14 protein-coding genes are annotated in these 20,032 nt (G+C 50.6%); 4 read left to right on the top strand and 10 right to left on the bottom strand.

Going from position 1 to position 20,032, the window contains the following annotated elements; genetic code table 11:
* Positions 1–159: 159 nt before the first annotated feature.
* From UF06_RS00360 to UF06_RS00335, 6 genes are all read right to left on the bottom strand, one after another.
* Positions 160–810, bottom strand: coding sequence for a cob(I)alamin adenolsyltransferase/cobinamide ATP-dependent adenolsyltransferase (locus tag UF06_RS00360; RefSeq protein ID WP_045568667.1), 651 nt, complete (start codon positions 808–810; stop codon positions 160–162).
* Between the two features lie 48 nt (positions 811–858).
* Positions 859–2,727: an MFS transporter gene (locus tag UF06_RS00355; RefSeq protein WP_045568666.1), complete on the bottom strand. Its 1,869-nt coding sequence runs from the start codon at positions 2,725–2,727 to the stop codon at positions 859–861.
* Between the two features lie 124 nt (positions 2,728–2,851).
* Entirely contained in the window at positions 2,852–3,607 is a 756-nt protein-coding gene (locus UF06_RS00350) for a helix-turn-helix transcriptional regulator (RefSeq protein WP_045568665.1), read from the bottom strand.
* 115 nt (positions 3,608–3,722) lie between these two features.
* Positions 3,723–6,566 (bottom strand): FAD-binding and (Fe-S)-binding domain-containing protein, encoded by a 2,844-nt coding sequence (locus tag UF06_RS00345; RefSeq protein ID WP_045568664.1) that lies wholly within the window; start codon positions 6,564–6,566, stop codon positions 3,723–3,725.
* 95 nt (positions 6,567–6,661) lie between these two features.
* Entirely contained in the window at positions 6,662–7,801 is a 1,140-nt protein-coding gene (gene lldD / locus UF06_RS00340; protein WP_045568663.1) for an FMN-dependent L-lactate dehydrogenase LldD, read from the bottom strand.
* A gap of 164 nt (positions 7,802–7,965) precedes the next feature.
* Complete coding sequence (locus UF06_RS00335) at positions 7,966–9,660, bottom strand: L-lactate permease (protein ID WP_045568662.1); 1,695 nt, start codon at positions 9,658–9,660, stop codon at positions 7,966–7,968.
* A gap of 172 nt (positions 9,661–9,832) precedes the next feature.
* On the opposite strand from UF06_RS00335, the gene UF06_RS00330 reads away from it, so the two are divergent.
* Both UF06_RS00330 and UF06_RS00325 read left to right on the top strand, forming a co-directional pair.
* Positions 9,833–10,732: a LysR family transcriptional regulator gene (locus UF06_RS00330; protein ID WP_045568661.1), complete on the top strand. Its 900-nt coding sequence runs from the start codon at positions 9,833–9,835 to the stop codon at positions 10,730–10,732.
* 160 nt (positions 10,733–10,892) lie between these two features.
* Positions 10,893–12,938 (top strand): prolyl oligopeptidase family serine peptidase, encoded by a 2,046-nt coding sequence (locus UF06_RS00325; RefSeq protein ID WP_045568660.1) that lies wholly within the window; start codon positions 10,893–10,895, stop codon positions 12,936–12,938.
* Between the two features lie 213 nt (positions 12,939–13,151).
* Here the strand turns inward: UF06_RS00325 and UF06_RS00320 are convergent, their stop codons facing one another.
* Positions 13,152–14,783, bottom strand: a complete 1,632-nt coding sequence (locus UF06_RS00320) for an ABC transporter ATP-binding protein (protein ID WP_045568659.1) — start codon at positions 14,781–14,783, stop codon at positions 13,152–13,154.
* A gap of 14 nt (positions 14,784–14,797) precedes the next feature.
* Positions 14,798–15,292 (bottom strand): hypothetical protein, encoded by a 495-nt coding sequence (locus tag UF06_RS00315; protein WP_045568658.1) that lies wholly within the window; start codon positions 15,290–15,292, stop codon positions 14,798–14,800.
* Positions 15,293–15,565: 273 nt separating this feature from the next.
* Here UF06_RS00315 and UF06_RS00310 point away from each other — a divergent pair, with 273 nt between their 5' ends.
* The gene (locus UF06_RS00310; protein WP_045568657.1) at positions 15,566–17,926 is read left to right on the top strand and encodes an ATP-binding protein; all 2,361 of its coding nucleotides are present in this window, start codon (positions 15,566–15,568) and stop codon (positions 17,924–17,926) included.
* A gap of 230 nt (positions 17,927–18,156) precedes the next feature.
* Here UF06_RS00310 and UF06_RS00305 read toward each other — a convergent pair whose 3' ends face one another.
* A complete protein-coding gene (locus UF06_RS00305) occupies positions 18,157–18,891 on the bottom strand; it encodes a flagellar brake protein (RefSeq protein ID WP_226970788.1) in 735 nt (244 codons plus the stop codon).
* Between the two features lie 188 nt (positions 18,892–19,079).
* Here UF06_RS00305 and UF06_RS00300 point away from each other — a divergent pair, with 188 nt between their 5' ends.
* Positions 19,080–19,355 (top strand): GNAT family N-acetyltransferase, encoded by a 276-nt coding sequence (locus tag UF06_RS00300; RefSeq protein WP_082069508.1) that lies wholly within the window; start codon positions 19,080–19,082, stop codon positions 19,353–19,355.
* 47 nt (positions 19,356–19,402) lie between these two features.
* Here UF06_RS00300 and UF06_RS00295 read toward each other — a convergent pair whose 3' ends face one another.
* Entirely contained in the window at positions 19,403–19,903 is a 501-nt protein-coding gene (locus tag UF06_RS00295; protein ID WP_045568654.1) for a GNAT family N-acetyltransferase, read from the bottom strand.
* Positions 19,904–20,032 lie beyond the last annotated feature (129 nt).

The raw sequence follows: 20,032 nt of genomic DNA, 5'->3' as shown, positions 1-20,032 counted from the left end.
ACTAAGTTGGTCTTTGGTCTAAGGAGTTGCTTGCTGTTTTTTTCTGGCAACCCACAACACTTTCTGTGCTCTGATTTTGAACACTGTTTTATAGTGGGCGTGATGATATATAAATCTCATAGTAATAGCCATAGGCAAGGTGGGATTTATAGATGCTGTCTATTTTAGATGGCGATTTTTAACCCAACTCTTGTTGTGTTTGAAACAGGAGTAGCGAATGAAGTGGTCAATCTGCTTGGCAATGAAGCGACTGTAGATTAGGCCAGTGTGACTACTGCGTGCCATGAAATGGTCAGTCATGCCAGCGATTTTGGTCTCTTCGACAGTGACAGTGCCGTCAGATAGGGTGTGATCGTCCATTAGCAGCAGCGGTCTTGCTCCCAAAGGCAGGGTGCCCGCAATACTGCCCAGTTTTTGCGGCCATCGCCAACGGTCATCGTGCAGATCCAAACCGTGCTTAGGCGCGTTACCAAGCATGGCACCAAAACCTAATTCTTTAATACGCTCAGCAATGGATGCGCCTTTTAATGGCGAGCCTATGGTTACGACATGGGAGATACAGGCTATCGAAGGCTGTCGCGACGCAAGATAATGTTTGATCATCAGCCCGCCGAGGCTATGACCCACTAACACGTTGGGAGATAAGGGGTCGAGCGCCTGATCGATCGTTTGATAGACTTTTTCCTCATCAATCTTGACTGAGTTGTAGGTCAGGGTTTGCGTTTGATAGCCCAGCTTTCGCAAGCGGTGGCTAAGTGGCTGCATGACCAAGCCATGCATATACAACCCATGTAAGATGATGATTTTCATCTCGACTCCTTTCGTGGCTGCGATGAGTATCGCATGCGATTTATTCCGTTACTGTGACTCTGCTTGAGCAAGCAAGTTTTGTACTTGCTGAAATAATTGGTGACGGTCAGTGACATCACCAGACACGACCTCGCCAATGTTGACGCTGACTTTTGACCAGAAGCGGCTTGGTCGCTTAGTACAAGCATATCCATTCTTATGACTGAAAAACGATCCCCACAGTCCGACTAAACCCACTGGAATCACCTTGACTGGGTTATGTTGTAAAATCTTTTCTACTCCGGGGCGAAATTCACCCAACAACCCGTCGGTGGTCAAACGACCTTCAGGGAAAAGACACACCACTTCGCCATTGTTGAGCGCTTGGTCTATTTGCTGAAAAGCGTTTTGATAGGTGTCACGACATTTTTTCGGCGAACAGATAGGGATAACGCCAGCGTGTCGGAACAGAGGTTTGAGCAGTGGTATTTCGCTGATCTCTTTCGCCATCACAAAACGAACTGGCCTTGGTGACACCCCCATCAGAATCAGCGCGTCAACGTAACTGACGTGGTTCGCCACCAGCAGGGCGGCTCCTTGCTGAGGGATCAACTCTCGGCCACGAATAGTCACGCGATACATCAGATGGCTGAGTAAGTAGCTGACAAAACGTTGCGTAAACTCAGGCACTTGGCGATAAACGTATACCGCCACGATAAGATTGACGACCGCGAGCAGAGCAAACAACTGGACGATAGAGAGCCCGAGCACCGTTAAAAGGAGGATGGCCAACGCGGCTGACGCGACCATAAACAGCGAATTCATGATGTTGTTGGCGGCGATTGCTTGCGCACATTTCCCATGCTCGGCGCGTGATTGGATAAAAGCATACAGTGGCACAACGAACAGGCCGCCACTAAGGCCAACCATGAAGAGATCAAACATAACTCGCCAGTGTTCAGACTGAGCGATAAATGCTCCTGCTTGCCAGTATGAATCAGTCAACGGTTGGCTTTGCGGAAGAGCAAGCAGCAAGTCAATGCCAAACAGCGTTAAACCAGCAATGCCAAAGGGCAAAATACCGAGTTCGACTTGATCAAAAGAGAGCTTTTCACACAGCCAAGAGCCAGCGGCAATGCCGATAGAAAAGAGGGCCAGCAGCAGCGAGACCACAGTACTGTCGGCGTGCAAGTGGATTTTCGCAAAGTTAGGGAACTGAGTTAGATAAGTTGCGCCCAGAAACCAAAACCAACTGATGGCGAGGATTGCCATCCAGATGCCGCGATTACGCTGGCTGGTTTTGAGTGTGGTGATTAAGGCAGAAATTGGCTGGAAGCTTCCCTTGCCCGCAGTACTGGCAGGTAAAGAAGGGATCAAACGGCTGGTGAACACCCCAATTAGTGACAAAACGAGCACGAGCCCTGCGGCAATCGGTAGCCCGTTGTCGAGCGCGATGAGTAATCCGGCGGTTAGAGTACCTGCAAGAATCGAGATAAAGGTGCCCATTTCGACCCAAGCGTTGCCTTTGACCAGCTCACGAGGTTGCAACGCTTGCGGCAGCAGAGAGTATTTCACTGGGCCGAAGTACGCCGACTGGGTACCCGTGAGAAAGAGCAGCACCAGCATGGCGATAGGGCTTTGCGTCAAAATAGCCACGGCCGCGCAGCCCATGATAAAGAATTCGGCGATTTTCAAACGGCGGATCAGGCGTGCTTTGTCCATGTGATCGGCGATTTGCCCAGCATGCGCAGAAAAGAGTAAAAAGGGCAGAATGAACAGACCCGCAGCCAAGTTGACAAATAGATCGACAGGCATTGGCAAGCTATCGAGCTGGCTGTAAGTGACCATCAGCAGCAAGATATTTTTATAGACATTGTCATTCAAAGCGCCCAAACATTGGGTGCAAAAGTAAGGAAAAAATCGACGAGAAAATAACATTGTAGCCTCCATGAGTGCGTGGCTTAACCAGGTTCCAATGGCTGGCAGAGTGCAGCAAATCCCATTTAGGCGCGAGAACGGCGTTATAAGTAACGTATATTGTTACTCGATATGCAATCTAATGTTACTTTTTACGCTGGGTCGCGTTTGCTTCTCGCTCGGCGAACAGCGGAAAAGTCCAGCGGCGAATCGCGAGCACCAATGATGTCCCGTGACGATCTTTGATATCCAGTTCATTGTCACTTTGGCAGGTGGCGTAGAATTCGCTGACCAGTTTTTGCATTTTCTGCTGCATTTTCTGGTTGCTGGGTAACGACATCAAACCCGTCGCCATCACCAGCTTCTCATCCTCTGCGGAAAAAAAGCTGTTGAAAAAGGCGTGTTGCACTTGCTGCTGGAAAAACGATTGAATGGGGCCACCGGCAATCCAGGCAAACTGCTTGGCGATCTTCAATTTAAAGCGGTTGTTGGGTTGCAGTTCGATGATACCAAGACGATCGAGTTGCACGCACTTTTGTATTAGATCCGGTTCACTGAATTGGTACTGTTCGGCGATCTGTTTAAAGGTGTAGCCATTCACGACGCACACCGCGACCAGTAGCAATGCTTTGTCGTCAATCAGCTCTTTCTCCTGTTGATAACTGAGCGCGGTCAGCCCCTGTTTTTGCGCATAGGCGAGCTTAAACAACTCACTCATCTCTAAGTCGATAAGCTGGCATATACGTTCCAAACGCGCCAAGCTGATGTTGTTGCCCTCTGCCAGCAAGCGTTTCACTGAGCCTTCACTCAGATCTAAGGCGGTGGCGATGTCGGCATAGTGCACACCACGTAATTTCAGTTGGGTTTTCAGTTCAGCGATCAGTTGCTGCGATTCGGTCATGGCCTTTGTTCCATCTGATTTGCTCAGTTTCCAATTCGGCCTAGTATGCCCACCTCAATATGAAATTGCGAACAACAAAAAATGGCCCTAAACAGGGCCAAGGGGGAAAACAACGTTAGCCTCTCGGGGAAGAGACTTCGTCGACCAAATACAAAATGGATTGGTAAGGAATGCCGCTGTGATGCGACAAACCAATTTCACAGGTGCGACTGTTACTAAAACCGCGAGTGCAATCGTTTGGCACTTGTGCTTTGAGCGGATGAACCGCGGCGGCGTTGAGTTCTGGCGTAGTAAACCCTTTGTCGCCAGCCCAGCCGCAACACTGAATATGCTCAGGCACGATCACTTGGCTGGTGCAGGTTTTGGCCAGTGCCAACATGTCGTTTTCTAGTCCCATGCGGCGTGAACTGCACGTGACGTGCAACATGACGGTTTCGTTGAGCGGAGTAATGTGCAGATGCTCCAGCAGATACTTGCGCACAAAACCCGTAGGCTCAAGCACTTCCAGCGGCTTGCTAAACTGCTCAATACTGCGTTTGGCGCAAGGGCTGGTATCCATCAGCACCGGATAGGTTCCTTCTCGGCTAGCTTGCCACAGCACTTCTTCCAACTGTTTAGCTTTGTTTGTGGCTAATTCGTTCATCCCTTTGCTGTCGTATGGCATGCCACAACATTGATTGCTCAATTGCGCAGGGATGATCACTTCGTATCCCGCCTTGCTTATGAGTGACAATGTCACTTCGGTCAGTGGCCGTTGATCTGCCGCGCTGCTCTGTTGCCCCATGTTACGGCTGGCACAAGAGGGCATGTAAACCACTTTCTTCTCGTCGCAGCGCTGCGCCAGTGGGACTTTACCTAAGTCATGCGTATTGGCCTGCGGATATTCTGCAAACCAAATAGGCGTGGTCCCTTTGGAAAGCGAGCGCAGTCCGTTGGTCAGTTTACCGACCGTTTTTGCGCCGAGCGCCTTAGTGGCGATCTGGTTGGCTTTGAGACCAGTGCGCGCCAATGCGGTGGTGGTGGAAAAATGCTCCGCCGTCCATTTGGCGATCGGCGTAAATTTCTCATATTTGGCGATACGAAGTTTTTTCACCAAATCGCCAGTATTAATGCCAACTGGGCAGCGATCGGCACACAATCCGGTTGCCGCGCACGTGTCAATGCCTTGATAGTCAAAGACTTTCTTTAAATCCGACGCTTGAATATCTTCGCCTGCTCGTTCACGTCGTTGCAGCTCACGATACAATACGATCCGTTGACGCGGCGACAGCGTGAGCGTACGCGATGGGCAAACTGGTTCACAAAAGCCGCATTCGATACAACGGTCGACCAAAGGATCAGCGGCTGGCATGGGTTTGAGGTTTTCGATGTGCGAATGGGGATTATCATTGATGATGACCCCAGGATTGAGCAGGCCCTGCGGATCGAACAGTGCTTTGATCTGCTGCATCAACTGGTAGCCCTCACGGCCCCACTCTAGCTCGACATAGGGGGCCATATTACGGCCTGTACCATGTTCCGCTTTAAGCGAGCCTTGATACTTGACTGCGACGAGCTCTGCAACCTCATCCATAAACTTGCCGTAGCGGTCAATTTCTGTTTGGCTATCAAACCCTTGAGTGAATACAAAGTGCAAGTTGCCTTCGAGCGCATGGCCGAAAATGATCGCTTCACTGTATTGGAAGCGATCAAACAAGGCTTGTAAGTCACGCACGCCGTTGGCTAAGTTTTCCACTGGAAAAGCAACGTCTTCGATGATCACCGTGGTGCCGACTTCGCGCACCGCGCCCACGGCAGGGAACATCCCTTTGCGAATCCCCCACAGTGTCGCAACGATTGCAGCATCGCTGGTGAAGGGCACCGACTCAATAATGGTGTACTCTGTTAGTGCATCCATCACAGATTTACATTGTAAATCTAACGTGGTTTGGCCGCTTGCATGAGACTCAACCAAAATAGCAGCGGCTTCGAGATCCAACGATGGAATAAAGCTCGGCATGCCCGCTTTGTCGGCAACAGAGCGCAGCGCGCGGCCATCCATCAGTTCCACAGCGGCCACGGGCAACTTAGATAATGTGGTCACGGCGCGACACGCTTCTTCGATGCTGGCAAAGACCAACAATGCCGAGGCTTTATTGGGGTGCTCAATCACAGTGTTGTAGGTAATTTCCGCAATAAAACCTAAAGTGCCTTCTGAGCCAATCATCAGGTGTTCAATCACTTCAATCGGATCTTGGTAATCCACCAGGGCATTAAGAGCGTAACCTGTGGTATTTTTAAGACGATATTTGTGCTTAATTTTATCTGATAATTCTTTATTATCAGCCACTTGCTGGCAAAGTGCTTCGATGCCGGAGAGGAGCGAAGCGTGGCTTTGCATAAAGGCCGCGATGCTGGCTTGATCTGCGGTGTTCAGTACGGTGCCATCACTAAACACAATCTTCATACTATCCACGGTGCGGTAAGAGTTTTGCGCGGTGCCGCAGCACATGCCGCTGGCATTATTGGCCGCTATGCCGCCGATTTTGCAGGTATTGATTGAGGCGGGATCTGGGCCGATCTTGCGCTGGAAAGGTGCAAGGTATTTGTTGGCATCTGCGCCGATCACGCCGGGTTGCAGAGTGATCTTATGGCCATTGTCGATAATTTCATGGCCGCGCCAGTCGTCGGTTAGGGTAATGAGCACGGAGTCAGAGACTGCCTGTCCAGACAAACTGGTACCAGCGGCGCGAAAGGTGCAGTGCACGCCCAGTTCGCGGCAACTTTGAATGGCGAAAATCACTTCGTCGAGATCTTTGAGTCGCAGAACAATCTTGGGGATCAAGCGATAAAAACTGGCATCGGTGCCGTAAGCGAGGCGCTTGGCTTCTTGAGTGATGATTCTCTTTGGCTCAATGCGTGTCGCAAATAGCGTTTCGAGTTGTTGATAAGTGGCGTTGGAAAGGGTGTTAGCCATCATTGCTTCCTTCTTCAGTGCAGCCGATGTGCTTTTATGGTTGAAATGGCTGCGGTGCTGGGCTCACGTTTTCCAGCACCATTTCTTATATCAATCGCTTAAGGCATTTTTACCAGAGAATCGCGCGAAAGATCGCTAATGGTCTTCGCCCCTGTGAGCGTCATCGCAACGCGCATCTCTTTAGCATAGAGATCCAGCAGGTTCTCAACTCCAGCACCGCCTTGCGCCGCCAGTGCGTAAACAAACGAGCGACCAAGCAAAGTGCAATCGGCGCCAAGCGCCAGCATACGCACCACATCTAGGCCAGTACGGATGCCTGAATCGACGAAGATTTTCAGGTCGCCTTTGACGGCATCGGCAATCCCTGGCAGCGCTTTGGCGGTCGATAAGACACCGTCCAGCTGGCGGCCACCGTGGTTCGACACCACAATGCCGTCGGCACCAAAGCGAACCGCGTCTTTTGCGTCTTCTTGATCTAAGATGCCTTTAATCACCATCGGCCCATCCCAGAAGTCACGAATCCACTCGAGATCTTGCCACGAGATTGAAGGGTCGAAGTTTGCCCCCAGCCAACCGATGTAATCTTCCAGCTTAGTTGGCGTGCCGCGATAGGTGGAAATATTGCCCAGATCGTGCGGTTTGCCCAGCAAACCAACGTCCAGCGCCCAGCTTGGGTGCAGCATAGATTGAAACACGCGACGCATCGCCGCATTTGGGCCGCTCATGCCAGAGTGCATGTCGCGATAACGCGCGCCCGGTACTGGCATATCAACCGTGAACACCAGTGTGGTTACGCCTGCGGCTTTGGCGCGCTCAAGCACGTTTTTCATAAAGCCGCGATCTTTGAGCACGTAAAGCTGAAACCACATTGGGCGTTGAATGGCGGGAGCGACCTCTTCAATCGGGCAGACGGAAACGGTCGACATGGTAAACGGAATGCCTTTCTTCTCCGCCGCTTTCGCTGCTTGCACTTCGCCGCGCCGCGCGTACATGCCGGTTAAACCTACAGGGGCAAGCGCGATAGGCATCGCCAATTTTTCACCAAAAATTTCTGTTTCTAAGCTGAGATCAGCCATGTCGCGCAGTACGCGTTGGCGCAGTGCGACGTCGCCGAGGTCATCGGTGTTGCGTTTGAGCGTGCGCTCGTCGTAAGAGCCGCCATCAATGTAATGAAAAAGAAACGGAGGCAATTTGGCTTTTGCCGCAGCGCGGTAATCGGTCGAAGCAGAAATAATCATATTGGGTTCCTAGCTGTCAATCTAAGGGCGCGATTTGAGCGTGTTACACTGCTCAATCCGCTTTCACTGACTGCGCGACAAGTCGCAGTCGACATCTGAAGTAAGCTTGCCAAGCATGCGCGCCGAATCAATGTGGCGCGCGATGCCGTGCAGTGACATGGTGGTTATGGAATCATCAGGGCGTCGGTCAGTTGCAAACCATAAATCAACACCAAACCTATGATGCCTGTCATCACAAGATAGTAGAACGTGGGAATAATGGTCTTGCGCAGTGTCGCACCTTCACGCCCAAGCAGGCCGACAGTCGCAGACGCAGCGACCACGTTATGAATGGCGATCATGTTGCCTGCGGCAGCGCCCACCGCTTGTAGCGCCACCACAACGGCACTGGAAATGGTCAGGGTTTGCGCCACTTCAAATTGGAACTGGCTGAACATCATGTTAGAGACAGTGTTGGAGCCGGCGATAAACGCGCCCAGTGCACCGACGGTCGCACTCAGTGCCGGAAACGCCGAGCCGACTAAGTCCGCAGCAAAGTTCGCGGTAGTGACGGGCATACTGGCCAAATCCGCAGCGTTAACCCCTGAGTTGATAAAAATACGTACCATCGGGATAGTGAAGACCAGAACAAAGCCAGCACCAACCAAGGTTTTGCTTGATTCACCGAACGCTTTCGCCATCGGTTTTACACTGCCCGATTGGATAAGCACGGCCAACAGTGCGACGAAGACTAAGATCCCACCCGGCAGATAGAGTGGCTGAAACGCGGTAGTGATGCCTGTTTCACCGAGAATGTTGCCAGAGCTGATGCTGACACTGGTCAAAAATGCTTTGAACTCTGAGCTGACACGGCTGGCGACCAAAATCACCGCCAGTAGCACGTAAGGTGTCCACGCTTTGGCTAAACTCATCGGTTTGCCTTTGACCTCTTCAAGGTCGATTTTTAGTGAACCCAACCACTCCGCTGGCCATTTATCTTCCGCTTCAAAATCCCATTGACTTTTAGGGACCAAAAAGCCTTTTTTTGCCGCAGTAACCACGATGGCTAGGCCAAGCAAACCACCGATCAGAGACGGAAACTCTGGGCCAAGGAACACACCAGTCAGCGCGTAAGGCACGGTAAACGCCAAGCCAGCAAACAGGGCGAAAGGCAGAATGTCCAAGCCTTCGCTCCAACTGCGATTCTTGCCAAAAAAGCGGGTTAGCATCATGGCCATCAGCACTGGCATTACCGTGCCAACGGCGGCGTGAATAAGCGCGACGCTTGACGTGATTTGCTGTAGGTAGATATCCCAGCTTGAACCGTGGGCGAGCAGGCTTTCAGTGATGTTGTGAGTATCGAGGCCTTTGTTGACACCGACGATGATCGGCGTACCGACTGCGCCAAAAGAGACGGGTGTCGATTGGATCATCATCCCCATTAACACCGCCGCGAGCGCCGGAAAGCCTATCGCTACCAGCAGCGGAGCTGCGATCGCCGCGGGCGTGCCGAATCCGGATGCGCCTTCAATGAAAGAGCCAAAACACCAAGCGATGATGATGGCTTGGACGCGCCGGTCAGCGGAGATGTCGGTAAAGCCGTTACGTATGGTGGTGATGGCACCCGTGTGTTTTAAGGTGTTGAGCAGGAAAATGGCGCCAAACACAATCCACAGCACCGACACTGTGATGCCAAGCCCTTGTAGGATAGACGCCAGCACGCGTGTACCGGACATATCCCAGAAGAATAGGGCAATGATAACGGTCAGGCCAAAGGCGACTGGCATGGCTTTTTTGGCTGGCCAGTTAAGGCCAACAAGTAGGATGGCGGCGACGACAATCGGCGAAAAGGCCACCAAGGCAAGTATGGTTTCACTCATGGGTACTTCCTCGTACTCTGACTTTCCAATCTCAGGCGAGTTCGGCTGAAATCTTGAAAATCCTTTATTGTTTTTGTAATGGGGTTGTTAATTTGTGGTGAATTTACCCCTTTATTTTTTATTGATATAGGGAAATAATGAAATTCATTATTTCCAAAAATCACATAATAAGATGCGAGCAGATGACCTAATTTTGTTTTGCCAAGTGGTAGAACAGGGCAATTTTAGTAAGGTGGCGGAAGAAAATGGCCTTACAAATTCAGTAGTTAGTAAAAGAATTGCCAGACTGGAAGAAGAGATAGGCGTGCAGCTATTGTATCGAACCACGCGAAAATTGACGTTAACCGAAGCAGGCAAGGCGTTGTTACACAGTGCTAAAAATGTGAAGCAAGCCACGATGGAAGCGATGGACGCGATTTCCGGTTTCGGCGAAAACGTCCGCGGCCACATCAAAATGTCGGTGCCGACCATCTCGGGCGATCTGATTTTAGCCGACGCGGTGGCTGAGTTTTGCAACCTGCATCCGGGGCTGACCGTTGACATGTCGCTGGACAACCGCTTTGTTGACTTAGTCGCTGGAGGATACGATCTGGTGATCCGCACAGGCTATTTGGAAGATTCCAGTCTGATCGCGCGTCACATTCTCGACTCGCAGTGGGTGGTGTGCGCCTCACCCTCGTATATCGCCAAGCATGGTAAACCGATCAAACCGGATGATTTGACCAACCACAACTGTCTGCAATACGCCTATCAAACCACGGGCGCGTCAGATTGGGAGTTTAAAGGCAGCAAAGGCAACTACATTGTCAAAGTCTCTGGCTGTTTTTCCACAGACAACGCCACCGCACTGCGCAAAGCGGCGCTCGGTGGCCACGGTATCGCTTATGTGCCACGTTGTTTGGTCTACCACGATTTTCGCAACGGCCAGCTGGTGGATATTTTTCCAGAGCAAGTGGGTAAAAAGCTTGGTATCTACGCCGTCTATCCATTTACGCGTCAACCACCGAACAAAGTCCGCCTGTTAATTGAACACATTCGCGCGCGCTATCTCACCATCTCGCACTATTTCTGAACTGCGATCTATTCAGCATTTCGAGGATTGTTGCCAATTTAACCTTGAAAAAGTCGCCTCTCACCCCGAACTAAGGGGTGAAAATTATTCTTATTAGCAAGGAATAGCCGATGGCTGGCGATTCCTTTCATTCCAAGCATAGAAAGACCACAGGGACGTTATGCAATATATAAACACACGAAAACAAGAGCTTATCGAACACTATTTTGGCCATCCAGTCGCCGATCCTTATCGCTGGTTGGAAGACGATCGCAGCGAGGAAACCGCACAATGGGTGGATCGGCAAAACGCCGTGACCTTCGATTACTTAGCGCAAATCCCGTTTCGCAATGCGCTGCGTGAGCGAATCGCGGCCAGCCAAAATTACACCAAATACTCTCAGCCGTTTCTGCGCGGCGAGTATACCTACTTCTATAAAAACGATGGTCTGCAAAACCAAAGCGTGTTGTATCGCAGTAAAGGCGAGCAGGATGAAGCGCAGGTATTTCTCGATCCCAACCGCTTTTCACAAGATGGCACCACCTCGTTAGATCAGGTCTATTTTTCTAAAGATGATTCGCTGGTGGCGTACACCATTTCCGAAGGGGGCAGTGACTGGCGCAAGATTTTTGTGCTCAATGCACAAACCGGTGAGCAGATTGAACCAGAAATGGTCGATGTGAAATTTACCGGCGTGGCGTGGCTCGGTAGCCAAGGTTTCTACTATTCTCGCTACGACAAGCCGCAAGGCAGTGAGCTCTCGGCGCGCACTGAGCAGCACAAGCTCTATTATCATCAGCTCGGCACCCCGCAATCAGAAGATGTGTTGGTGTTTGGTGAAAATGAGGGCGAAGTGCATCGCTATGTCTCTGGTCAAACGACAGACGATGATCGCTATTTGCTGATTAGCGGCCGCGAGTCAACCTCAGGTAACCGGCTGTTTTATATCGATCTGCACAGCGAGGAGCGCCAAGTCTTCACGCTGCTGGAGCATGTCGACTCGGACACCGAGCTGCTCGACGCAACCGACAGCCATTTTATCCTCTACACCAATTTACATGCACCTAACGGCAAAGTAGTCAGAGTGGATATAGCCAGCGGCGAGTGGCGCGATGTGATCGCCGAGCAAGAGCAGCCTTTAGAGGTGGTAGCAGCTGGCGGCTATCTGTTTGCCACTTACATGGTCGATGTGCTGTCGAAAGTGGTGCAGTACAGCTACCAAGGCGAGCTGATCCGAGAGATCCAGCTACCCGGCGAAGGCAGCGCGAGCGGTCTGGAAGGGAAAAAGTCGCAATCAACGCTCTATTACACCTTCACCAACTACGTGACGCCGCCGACCATTTTTGCCTTGGATGTACACAGTGGCGAATCGGTGGTGTATCGCGAATCGAGCGCGCCATTTAAGCGCGAGGATTTTGTTTCTGAGCAGGTGTTCTACCCCTCAAAAGATGGCACCTTGATCCCGATGATTATCTCTTACAAAAAAGATATTCAGCTCAACGGGAAAAACCCGACCATCCTTTATGGTTACGGTGGTTTTGATGTCAGCCTCACGCCTGCGTTTTCCGGTATGGTGGCAAGCTGGCTGGAACTGGGCGGCGTGTACGCGGTGGCCAACTTACGTGGCGGCGGTGAATATGGTAAAGCGTGGCACAACGCCGGCACGCAAATGCAAAAGCAAAACGTGTTTGATGACTTCATCGCTGCGGCCGAATACTTGATTGAACAGCAGTACACTGACAGTGAGCACTTAGCAATTCGCGGCGGCTCCAACGGTGGCTTGTTGGTCGGCGCGTGTATGACGCAGAGGCCCGAGCTGTTTAAAGTCGCACTGCCTGCGGTGGGGGTGTTGGATATGTTGCGCTATCACACCTTTACTGCTGGTGAAGGTTGGAAATATGACTACGGTACTTCGGCGCAAAGTGAAGAGATGTTCCGCTATCTGCTGGGGTACTCACCGGTGCACAATGTGCGAGAGGGCGTGCATTACCCAGCGACTTTGGTGACCACCGCTGATCACGATGATCGCGTTGTGCCTGCCCACTCCTACAAGTTTATCGCCCAACTACAGCAAAAGCAGGCGGGAGAGAATCCTGTTCTGATCCGTATTGATGTCAATGCGGGACATGGTGCGGGAATGCCAATGAGTAAGATGATCGATCTGTCGACAGACCTATACGCCTTCACTCTGTTCAACATGGGGATCCGAGAGTTAAGCCCAGCTTAAACCCGCGAGAAAGTGAAAATGCCGCGACAGTGTCGCGGCATTTTTGTCAGCGTCTGTTAAGCCTGAGACAACTGACGGGTCGGCGGCCATGCCGAAGGTAGCTATACCTACTTTTTAATACTTCTGTTTTTTTGCTTGTTGTAACGATGACTGACGTTGTTATTTATTCTGCTGTTTTGAAGACTAGCGTGTAATTACGACAAACAGATGACGCTAGGCCACTTCCTCCACCTTGAGTTGGCTATCGAGATCAAATGAGGCGCTGATCAGCTTCTTGGTGTAATCGCTTTGTGGATGATGGAAAATCGCCTCGGCACTTCCTTGTTCCATCACTTCGCCTTTTTGCATCACCAACACGCGATCTGAAAGCGCTTTAACTACCGACAGATCGTGGCTGATAAACAGATAACCGATATTGTGTTTTTGCTGCAAATCTTTGAGCAGATCAATCACGGTTAACTGCACCGAGCGATCGAGTGCTGAGGTCGGTTCATCGAGCAAAATAAACGACGGTTCAAGGATCAAGGCGCGGGCAATGGCAATGCGCTGACGCTGACCACCAGAGAACTCGTGCGGGTAGCGGTTAATCGCGTTTGGCTCCAAGCGTACCTCTTTGAGCGCTTCACGGGCTCGTTGCATCCGCTCGGCTTTGCTCATTTGGGGACGATGTACGGTGAGCGCTTCGGTGATGATCTCGCCCACCGTCATGCGTGGTGATAACGATCCGTAGGGATCTTGAAACACCATTTGCATCTCTTTCTTCAGCTCAAAACGTTGCTTGGCGCTTATCTGATGGAGATCGTTACCCTGAAATTCAATGTGTCCAGTGCAAGGCAGTAGGCCAATTAAAGCGCGGCCTAAGGTCGATTTCCCCGAACCGGACTCGCCAACAATCCCCAAGGTTTCACCGCGTTTGAGTTGCAGCGAAATGCCTTTGACTGCCTCAAAATACTCACAGCGGCTAGGGATGAAGTGAGGTTTGGTGAGAAACTGCACTCGAATATCTTCGGCTTTGAGTAGCATGGGCGCTCGCTCATCCAGCGCGATTTTGCTGCCTTTAGGGATAGCGTTGATCAGCATCTTGGTGTAATCGTGTTGCGGATTTTCAAACAGCGTCGCCGTCTCACCTTGTTCCACCACTTCACCTTTGCACATCACCAGTACGCGGTCAGCAAAGTGTTTCACTACACCAAGATCGTGGGTGATGAATAATATCGCCATGCCCATTTTGGCTTGGATCTCTTTGATAAGTTGCAGCACTTCCGCCTGTACCGTCACATCCAGCGCCGTGGTGGGTTCATCGGCAATCAAAATATCGGGTTCGTTGATCAGTGCCATGGCGATCATAATACGCTGCAATTGACCACCAGAAAATTCGTGGGGAAACTTCTTATACGCTTGCTGTGGGTTAGGCAAATGCACCAGATTAAACAGTTCCAGTACTCTCTGTTTGGCTTGCTTGGGCGAAACGGCGCGATGGCACATGATCGCTTCGGCGACTTGAATGCCGACGCGCAAATAAGGGTTGAGCGAAGTCATCGGCTCTTGGAAAATCATGCCGATGCGATCGCCGCGAATGGCGCGCATCTCTTTTTCGCTTTTTTCTAAGATCGATTGACCTTCAAAAACAATCAAAGAGTCTGGATGGATGATGGCGTTGTTAGGCAACAGCTTCATTAAGGCGCTGGAAGAGACCGATTTTCCTGAACCAGATTCGCCGACAATCGACAGCGTTTCCCCTGCGTTGAGCTGGAAAGTAACTTTTTTTACTGCATCCACGATACCGTCGTTGGTGGTAAAGCTGACGGAGAGATTCTCTACCGTGAGAATGGGTTGCGATGACATTGAAATTCCTTGTCTTAATTGAGCACTCTGGCCACTTGAGCAGCCCCTGAGTAATGATGGAGCGCCGAAAACTGGGCATGAGCGCGGCTGACATGTTCCAACTCCAGCATCCAGTGCGCGTTGCGCTGTGCACGGCAGAAAGCGGCCATGTAGGAGAGCAGCGCGTCGGTATGCTGAACTAGAGTGGAGCGTAATCGGTTAATCAACTCGCCCGATTCCAAAGCGAGGAACTGAAACAGCGCATAGGTTTGATTAAGGGTGGCGAAAGCGTCGTGATGTAACCCCATGCGGTTATAAATTTCAGATTGCGCGATACTAGCGTCGCGCAGGCCGCTGAGCAGGCAAGCAAATTGGCAGGGCTTGAGTGAACAGGCCTCGGTTGCAGATTGAATATGCATGGGCAGATGTGAAAGCACATCGTTATACAAATGGTGCGCTTCCGGCCAGTGGCCTTGTTCCATCAGCTCTTGCGCTTTGAGGTAGCGCAACCAACATTGTTCCACATCCACTGTCTCAATCCTCAGCAAAATAATTTCCATAAGTTTAAATGAAAATTATTATCAAATGCAAGTGAGTATCAAAAGCATGGACTAGGAGCCAAGCTGGTGGAAATATGTCCAGTTGTGCGCGGCTGTAGGTTAAGTCACTAAAAATCCTATTAAATCCAACTAGACTTGATGTACTGTGATGCTAGATACGCCCAACCATCTCGACAGAACGCTCAATGACCGCATTGTTCGGGCTTAGGGTAACCAGACAACAACAAGAACAAGGAGGCAGGTATGGCGATTCAAAGACTAACCGCAGACCAACTTTACTCTGTGGCTGAATTAGAACAACTGCCATGTAAGTCAACCAAAGAGTTGACACCGATCGATGAGATTGTCGGACAAGAGCGCGCGCAAAAAGCGGTCGAGTTCGCGATGTCGATCAAGGAGAAAGGCTACAACATTTACGCCATCGGTCAGAACGGTTTGGGTAAACGCACCATGATTCTGCGCTACCTCAATCGTCATCCTCATGATGCCAGCTCGCTATACGATTGGTGCTATGTGGCGAATTTTGAAGATATCCGCACGCCCAAAGTGCTTAAACTTCCCCAGGGGGTCGGGGTGCGCTTTCGTAACGACATCGAAAAGCTGATGACCAAGCTGGTCAATGCGATGCCTTTGGCGTTTGACAATGAAATGTACTTCAGCCGCGCCGACAAATTGAAAAATCAGCTGGTGCAAAAGCAAGAAGCGGAGCTGGAACGCATCTCAAAAGATGCCAAAGAGAAAGGCATCAGCCTTACGATTACCACGCAGGGCGATTATCAGTTTGTCGCGATGAATGGTGAAGAGCTGCATACCGAAGAAACCTTTGATGCGCTGAGTCGCAAAGAACAAGAGAGCTTTGGGGCCAGCATTGATGAGCTTGAAGTGAGTTTACGCTCCATGGTGCGCCAGCTTACCGAGTGGGAAGAGGCGTACACTGAGAAGATCAAAAAGCTCAATGATGATGTGACGCGTGATGTGATCACCCACTTTATCAAGCAACTCAAACTCGACTATTCACAATATTCGGAGATCAAAACCTATCTCACCGAGCTGCAAAAAGACATCATTGAGAATGCTGACATCTTTTTGGAAGAGAGCGGTGAGCAAGGGGAGATCGCTTCGGCTGCGTTGGATAAAAGATTGCCACGTCGTTACAAAGTGAACGTGCTAGTCAGCCGCAAAACCGACGAGTTTCCTATTGTGGTGGAAGAGACGCCTAACTATCACACTCTGTTTGGCTCGATTGAAACCGCGACCTTTAAAGGCACAGTGTTTACCGACTTTTCGCTGATTCGCGCAGGCAGTTTGCACAAAGCGAATGGCGGCGTGCTGCTGATGGATGCGCAAAAAGTGCTCGAGCAGCCTTACGTTTGGGATGGCCTAAAACGGGCGCTGCGCTCACGCCACCTCAGTTTTACGTCGCTGGAAAAAGAGGTCACGCTGACTGGCGCGGTATCGCTCGATCCCGAGCCTATCCCACTGGATATTAAGATCATTTTGTTTGGTGACTATCGCACATATCAACTGCTGCAACACTACGATCCTGAGTTTAGCGAACTGTTTCGTGTCACCGCCGATTTCGAAGACGAGATGAAGCGCACTCCGGAATCCGAGTTGCACTACGCGCGTTTTATCTCCAGCGTGGTGCATGACAACAACATGCTGCATTGCGATAAAAAAGCCATTGCACGCATCATTGAGCACAGCTCGCGCATCGTCGCTGATCAGGGCAAACTTTCCCTGCATTCGGCGCACATCGCCAATCTGCTACGTGAGTCGAACTACGTGGCGAAGCAGTCCAATTCCAACATGATCCGCATCGGTCATGTGGAAGAGGCGCTGAGTAATCAAGAGATGCGTGTGAGCCGCTTAAAAGACATAGTGATGGAAGGCTTTATCAATGGCACCACCTTGATCCACACCGAAGGGAAAGCGGTCGGTCAGGTCAACGCGTTGTCTGTGATCAGCACCGGTGACCATGCGTTTGGCGCCCCCAACCGCATTACAGCCACTACTTGCTATGGTGATGGCGAAGTAATTGATATTGAACGCAGTGTCGATCTCGGCGGCAGCATTCACTCCAAAGGGGTGATGATCCTCTCTGCTTATCTTTCGTCGGTGTTCGGCCGCAATGCGCGTGTGCCCTTAACCACCACGATTACCTTTGAGCAATCATACGGTGGCGTGGATGGCGACAGCGCTAGTATGGCGGAATTGTGCGCGGTGGCGTCGGCATTTTCTAAACAGCCAAATCGTCAGGACATTGCGATCACCGGATCCATGAACCAGTTTGGTGAATCGCAGCCAATTGGCGGGGTGAACGAGAAGATCGAAGGTTTCTTTGATGTGTGTGTGATCAAAGGACGTCATCCGCAGCAAGGTGTGATCATCCCGCGCTCTAACGTGCATAATTTGATGCTGCGCCCGGATATTGTGCGCGCAGTAGAAAAAGGGGAGTTTCACATCTGGGCGATTGAACACGTCACCGAAGCGATTGAAATCTTCACTGGCAAACGGGCTGGTGAGCCGACCGACGATGGCAGCTACCCGATCGATACCATCTTTGGTATCGCCCAAGCGAAGCTCAACGCACTACGCAAATAAGCCTTTCAAGGGTCACTAAGTGGCCCTTTACTTTGTCTTCTCTGGCGTATTCGCCACTTGTATCACACGGTCGAACAATTGACGTGTGTTTCAGAAGAGGTGGTGCTTGTTTCCACCGAGCTTTCGCATCTAGCCGAAAAACAGAAAGAGCAGTTAAGCTTCTTCCGTCTGTAAAATCCGTGTATTGTAAAACAAAAAACCGCCACAAGTTTGGGCGGTTTTTTTATCATCTAGCTTCTTAGCTTAAGTTTGGTGCCATCGAAAGTGAGGTGGCTGAGCAGGCTCTTGGCGTTGACTTTGCCGTAGTCATCGAATTCCACCCCATAGCGAGCGTAATGGGTCGATCGTTGCAAATTGCACACTTTGCCTTTGAGCGGGGCGAGCGTCACGCCGCCATTTTTACCTAAGACAATGTCGAGCGACACTTCTTCGCCCACTTGGAAAGTGCGGCTCATCGGTGTGGTAATAAATCGGCAGCCGCCACGGGAGAGATCGCGTATTTCGCAATCCACGCCAATCTCGCCCAAATAGGCTTTCGCGCTAAGGTTCACCTCATAGCGGATCTCTTTGCGCAGCTGCGACACTTGCATGGTGCTGGGCACACTCAGCACCAGCAGCGGGAATGGATCGCCCAAGCGGTAGGAAATTTGGCTGCGAAACTGAATGATCGCCCCTTCACCGCGATGCGAAAGCGCTTTGATATTGATCCAAAAGCCCGCTTGAAAATAGAAACGCAGATCTTCATCCGAGATCTGTGGCACTTCGATTAATATCGCATTGTTAGAGTGCGAACCAATGAACTTAGTTGTGGTTAGAAACTTGATACCGACAGGTGTGGTGACGTTCAGCGTCATTTCACTGCCATGCTCAATCATCGCCAGTGCGTCCGTACTGTTTAAAGTGGATACGTTGTGCGTTTGATTGCTCTGTTGTACCGACGGACTACGTCCTTGAATTCTCGCCATAGATAACGTCATTTATTGTTGTGATCCCTGATAGAGCAGCCCGAGAGATTTGGCAGTGATGAGCCACTGCCTTCTCGCATACACTAAGCGTATGCCCCAAATGGTATTCGCGCATATTTCGATTGGGAATTTTATTCAGGGGGATTAACATGTTCAATGATAAATACCTGAAATTTTGGAGGAATAGTGTGAATAACGTCACTCATGATGAGAAAAGTCAACGTTACAGCGTGCATTTGGAGGGAGAGTACTATGCCACACTCGCTTACCAACTGGTCGATGGGGTGATGCACATTACCTCAACTAAGGTACCAGAGGCCCTGCAAGGTAAGGGATACGGTAAAGTATTGATGGAAGCGGTACTGCCTGAAATTGAGCAAGCTGGCTACAAAGTGGTGCCCATTTGCAGCTATGTGAAGCATTATTTGCAGCGCAATCCGCGCTGGCAGAGCTTGGCCGCTTGATAAAAACAAGGCCAGCACTGCTGGCCTTGAGAACCTATGATTGCGCTTTAACTAGCACGTTGGCGAATGCGCCCCATGATGTAAGTATTGATGAACTGACCATCGCGAAATGACGCATCCACCGCCTCTCCCTCAATCACAAAGCCATGTTTCTTATACAGGGCGATGGCTCTTTCGTTATCGCTGTTGACTTCAATCTGAATACGGTGAACGTTAAGCCAGTTGTCTGCCAGCTCGGTCACCGTTTCGATCAACTTACTGCCAATCCCCAAGCCGTGATAGTCGTCATGCACGCCAATACCAAATGAGGCGGTATGCGCGGTGCGCGGACGTTGAGAATGGTGAAAGCCGATATTGCCGACCACTTTGCCATCGACAACCGCAACATAGCTATACACTCCGGCGGGAATATTCGATAAGCGTTCTTTCCACATTGCTACTGACGGTTTTGGGAGTTGCAGGGTTTCACGTTGCGCTTTCGGTTGTGAATAGAGTTCCACCAGTGCTTGCGCGTCATCAACGCAAGTCGGACGAACGATAATTTCCATGCTTTTCTCCTTGTTTGTTGTTTTTTAACCAATCTAACCAGAAAAAATCATAAAAACCAGGTTTTTTGTTAATAAATTTAGTGAGTTGATTTCAGGAAAAACCAAAGAAAATCGCCGAGGTTTGCGGAG

Source organism: Vibrio sp. S234-5 (genome assembly GCF_000960595.1).
Classification (GTDB): domain Bacteria; phylum Pseudomonadota; class Gammaproteobacteria; order Enterobacterales; family Vibrionaceae; genus Vibrio.
The sequence above is the reverse complement of the archived record's forward strand: the minus strand, read 5'-3'. Positions and strand labels throughout refer to the sequence as shown.

What these genes read in the sequence shown, in the direction of transcription:
- UF06_RS00320 (WP_045568659.1), bottom strand. Translation starts at nt 14,783, where the DNA reads ATGTCATCGCAACCCATTCTCACGGTAGAGAATCTCTCCGTCAGCTTT.
- UF06_RS00360 (WP_045568667.1), bottom strand. Translation starts at nt 810, where the DNA reads ATGAAAATCATCATCTTACATGGGTTGTATATGCATGGCTTGGTCATG.
- UF06_RS00330 (WP_045568661.1), top strand. Translation starts at nt 9,833, where the DNA reads ATGCGAGCAGATGACCTAATTTTGTTTTGCCAAGTGGTAGAACAGGGC.
- UF06_RS00355 (WP_045568666.1), bottom strand. Translation starts at nt 2,727, where the DNA reads ATGTTATTTTCTCGTCGATTTTTTCCTTACTTTTGCACCCAATGTTTG.
- UF06_RS00325 (WP_045568660.1), top strand. Translation starts at nt 10,893, where the DNA reads ATGCAATATATAAACACACGAAAACAAGAGCTTATCGAACACTATTTT.
- UF06_RS00295 (WP_045568654.1), bottom strand. Translation starts at nt 19,903, where the DNA reads ATGGAAATTATCGTTCGTCCGACTTGCGTTGATGACGCGCAAGCACTG.
- UF06_RS00310 (WP_045568657.1), top strand. Translation starts at nt 15,566, where the DNA reads ATGGCGATTCAAAGACTAACCGCAGACCAACTTTACTCTGTGGCTGAA.
- UF06_RS00305 (WP_226970788.1), bottom strand. Translation starts at nt 18,891, where the DNA reads ATGGCGAGAATTCAAGGACGTAGTCCGTCGGTACAACAGAGCAATCAA.
- UF06_RS00335 (WP_045568662.1), bottom strand. Translation starts at nt 9,660, where the DNA reads ATGAGTGAAACCATACTTGCCTTGGTGGCCTTTTCGCCGATTGTCGTC.
- UF06_RS00350 (WP_045568665.1), bottom strand. Translation starts at nt 3,607, where the DNA reads ATGACCGAATCGCAGCAACTGATCGCTGAACTGAAAACCCAACTGAAA.
- UF06_RS00345 (WP_045568664.1), bottom strand. Translation starts at nt 6,566, where the DNA reads ATGATGGCTAACACCCTTTCCAACGCCACTTATCAACAACTCGAAACG.
- lldD (WP_045568663.1), bottom strand. Translation starts at nt 7,801, where the DNA reads ATGATTATTTCTGCTTCGACCGATTACCGCGCTGCGGCAAAAGCCAAA.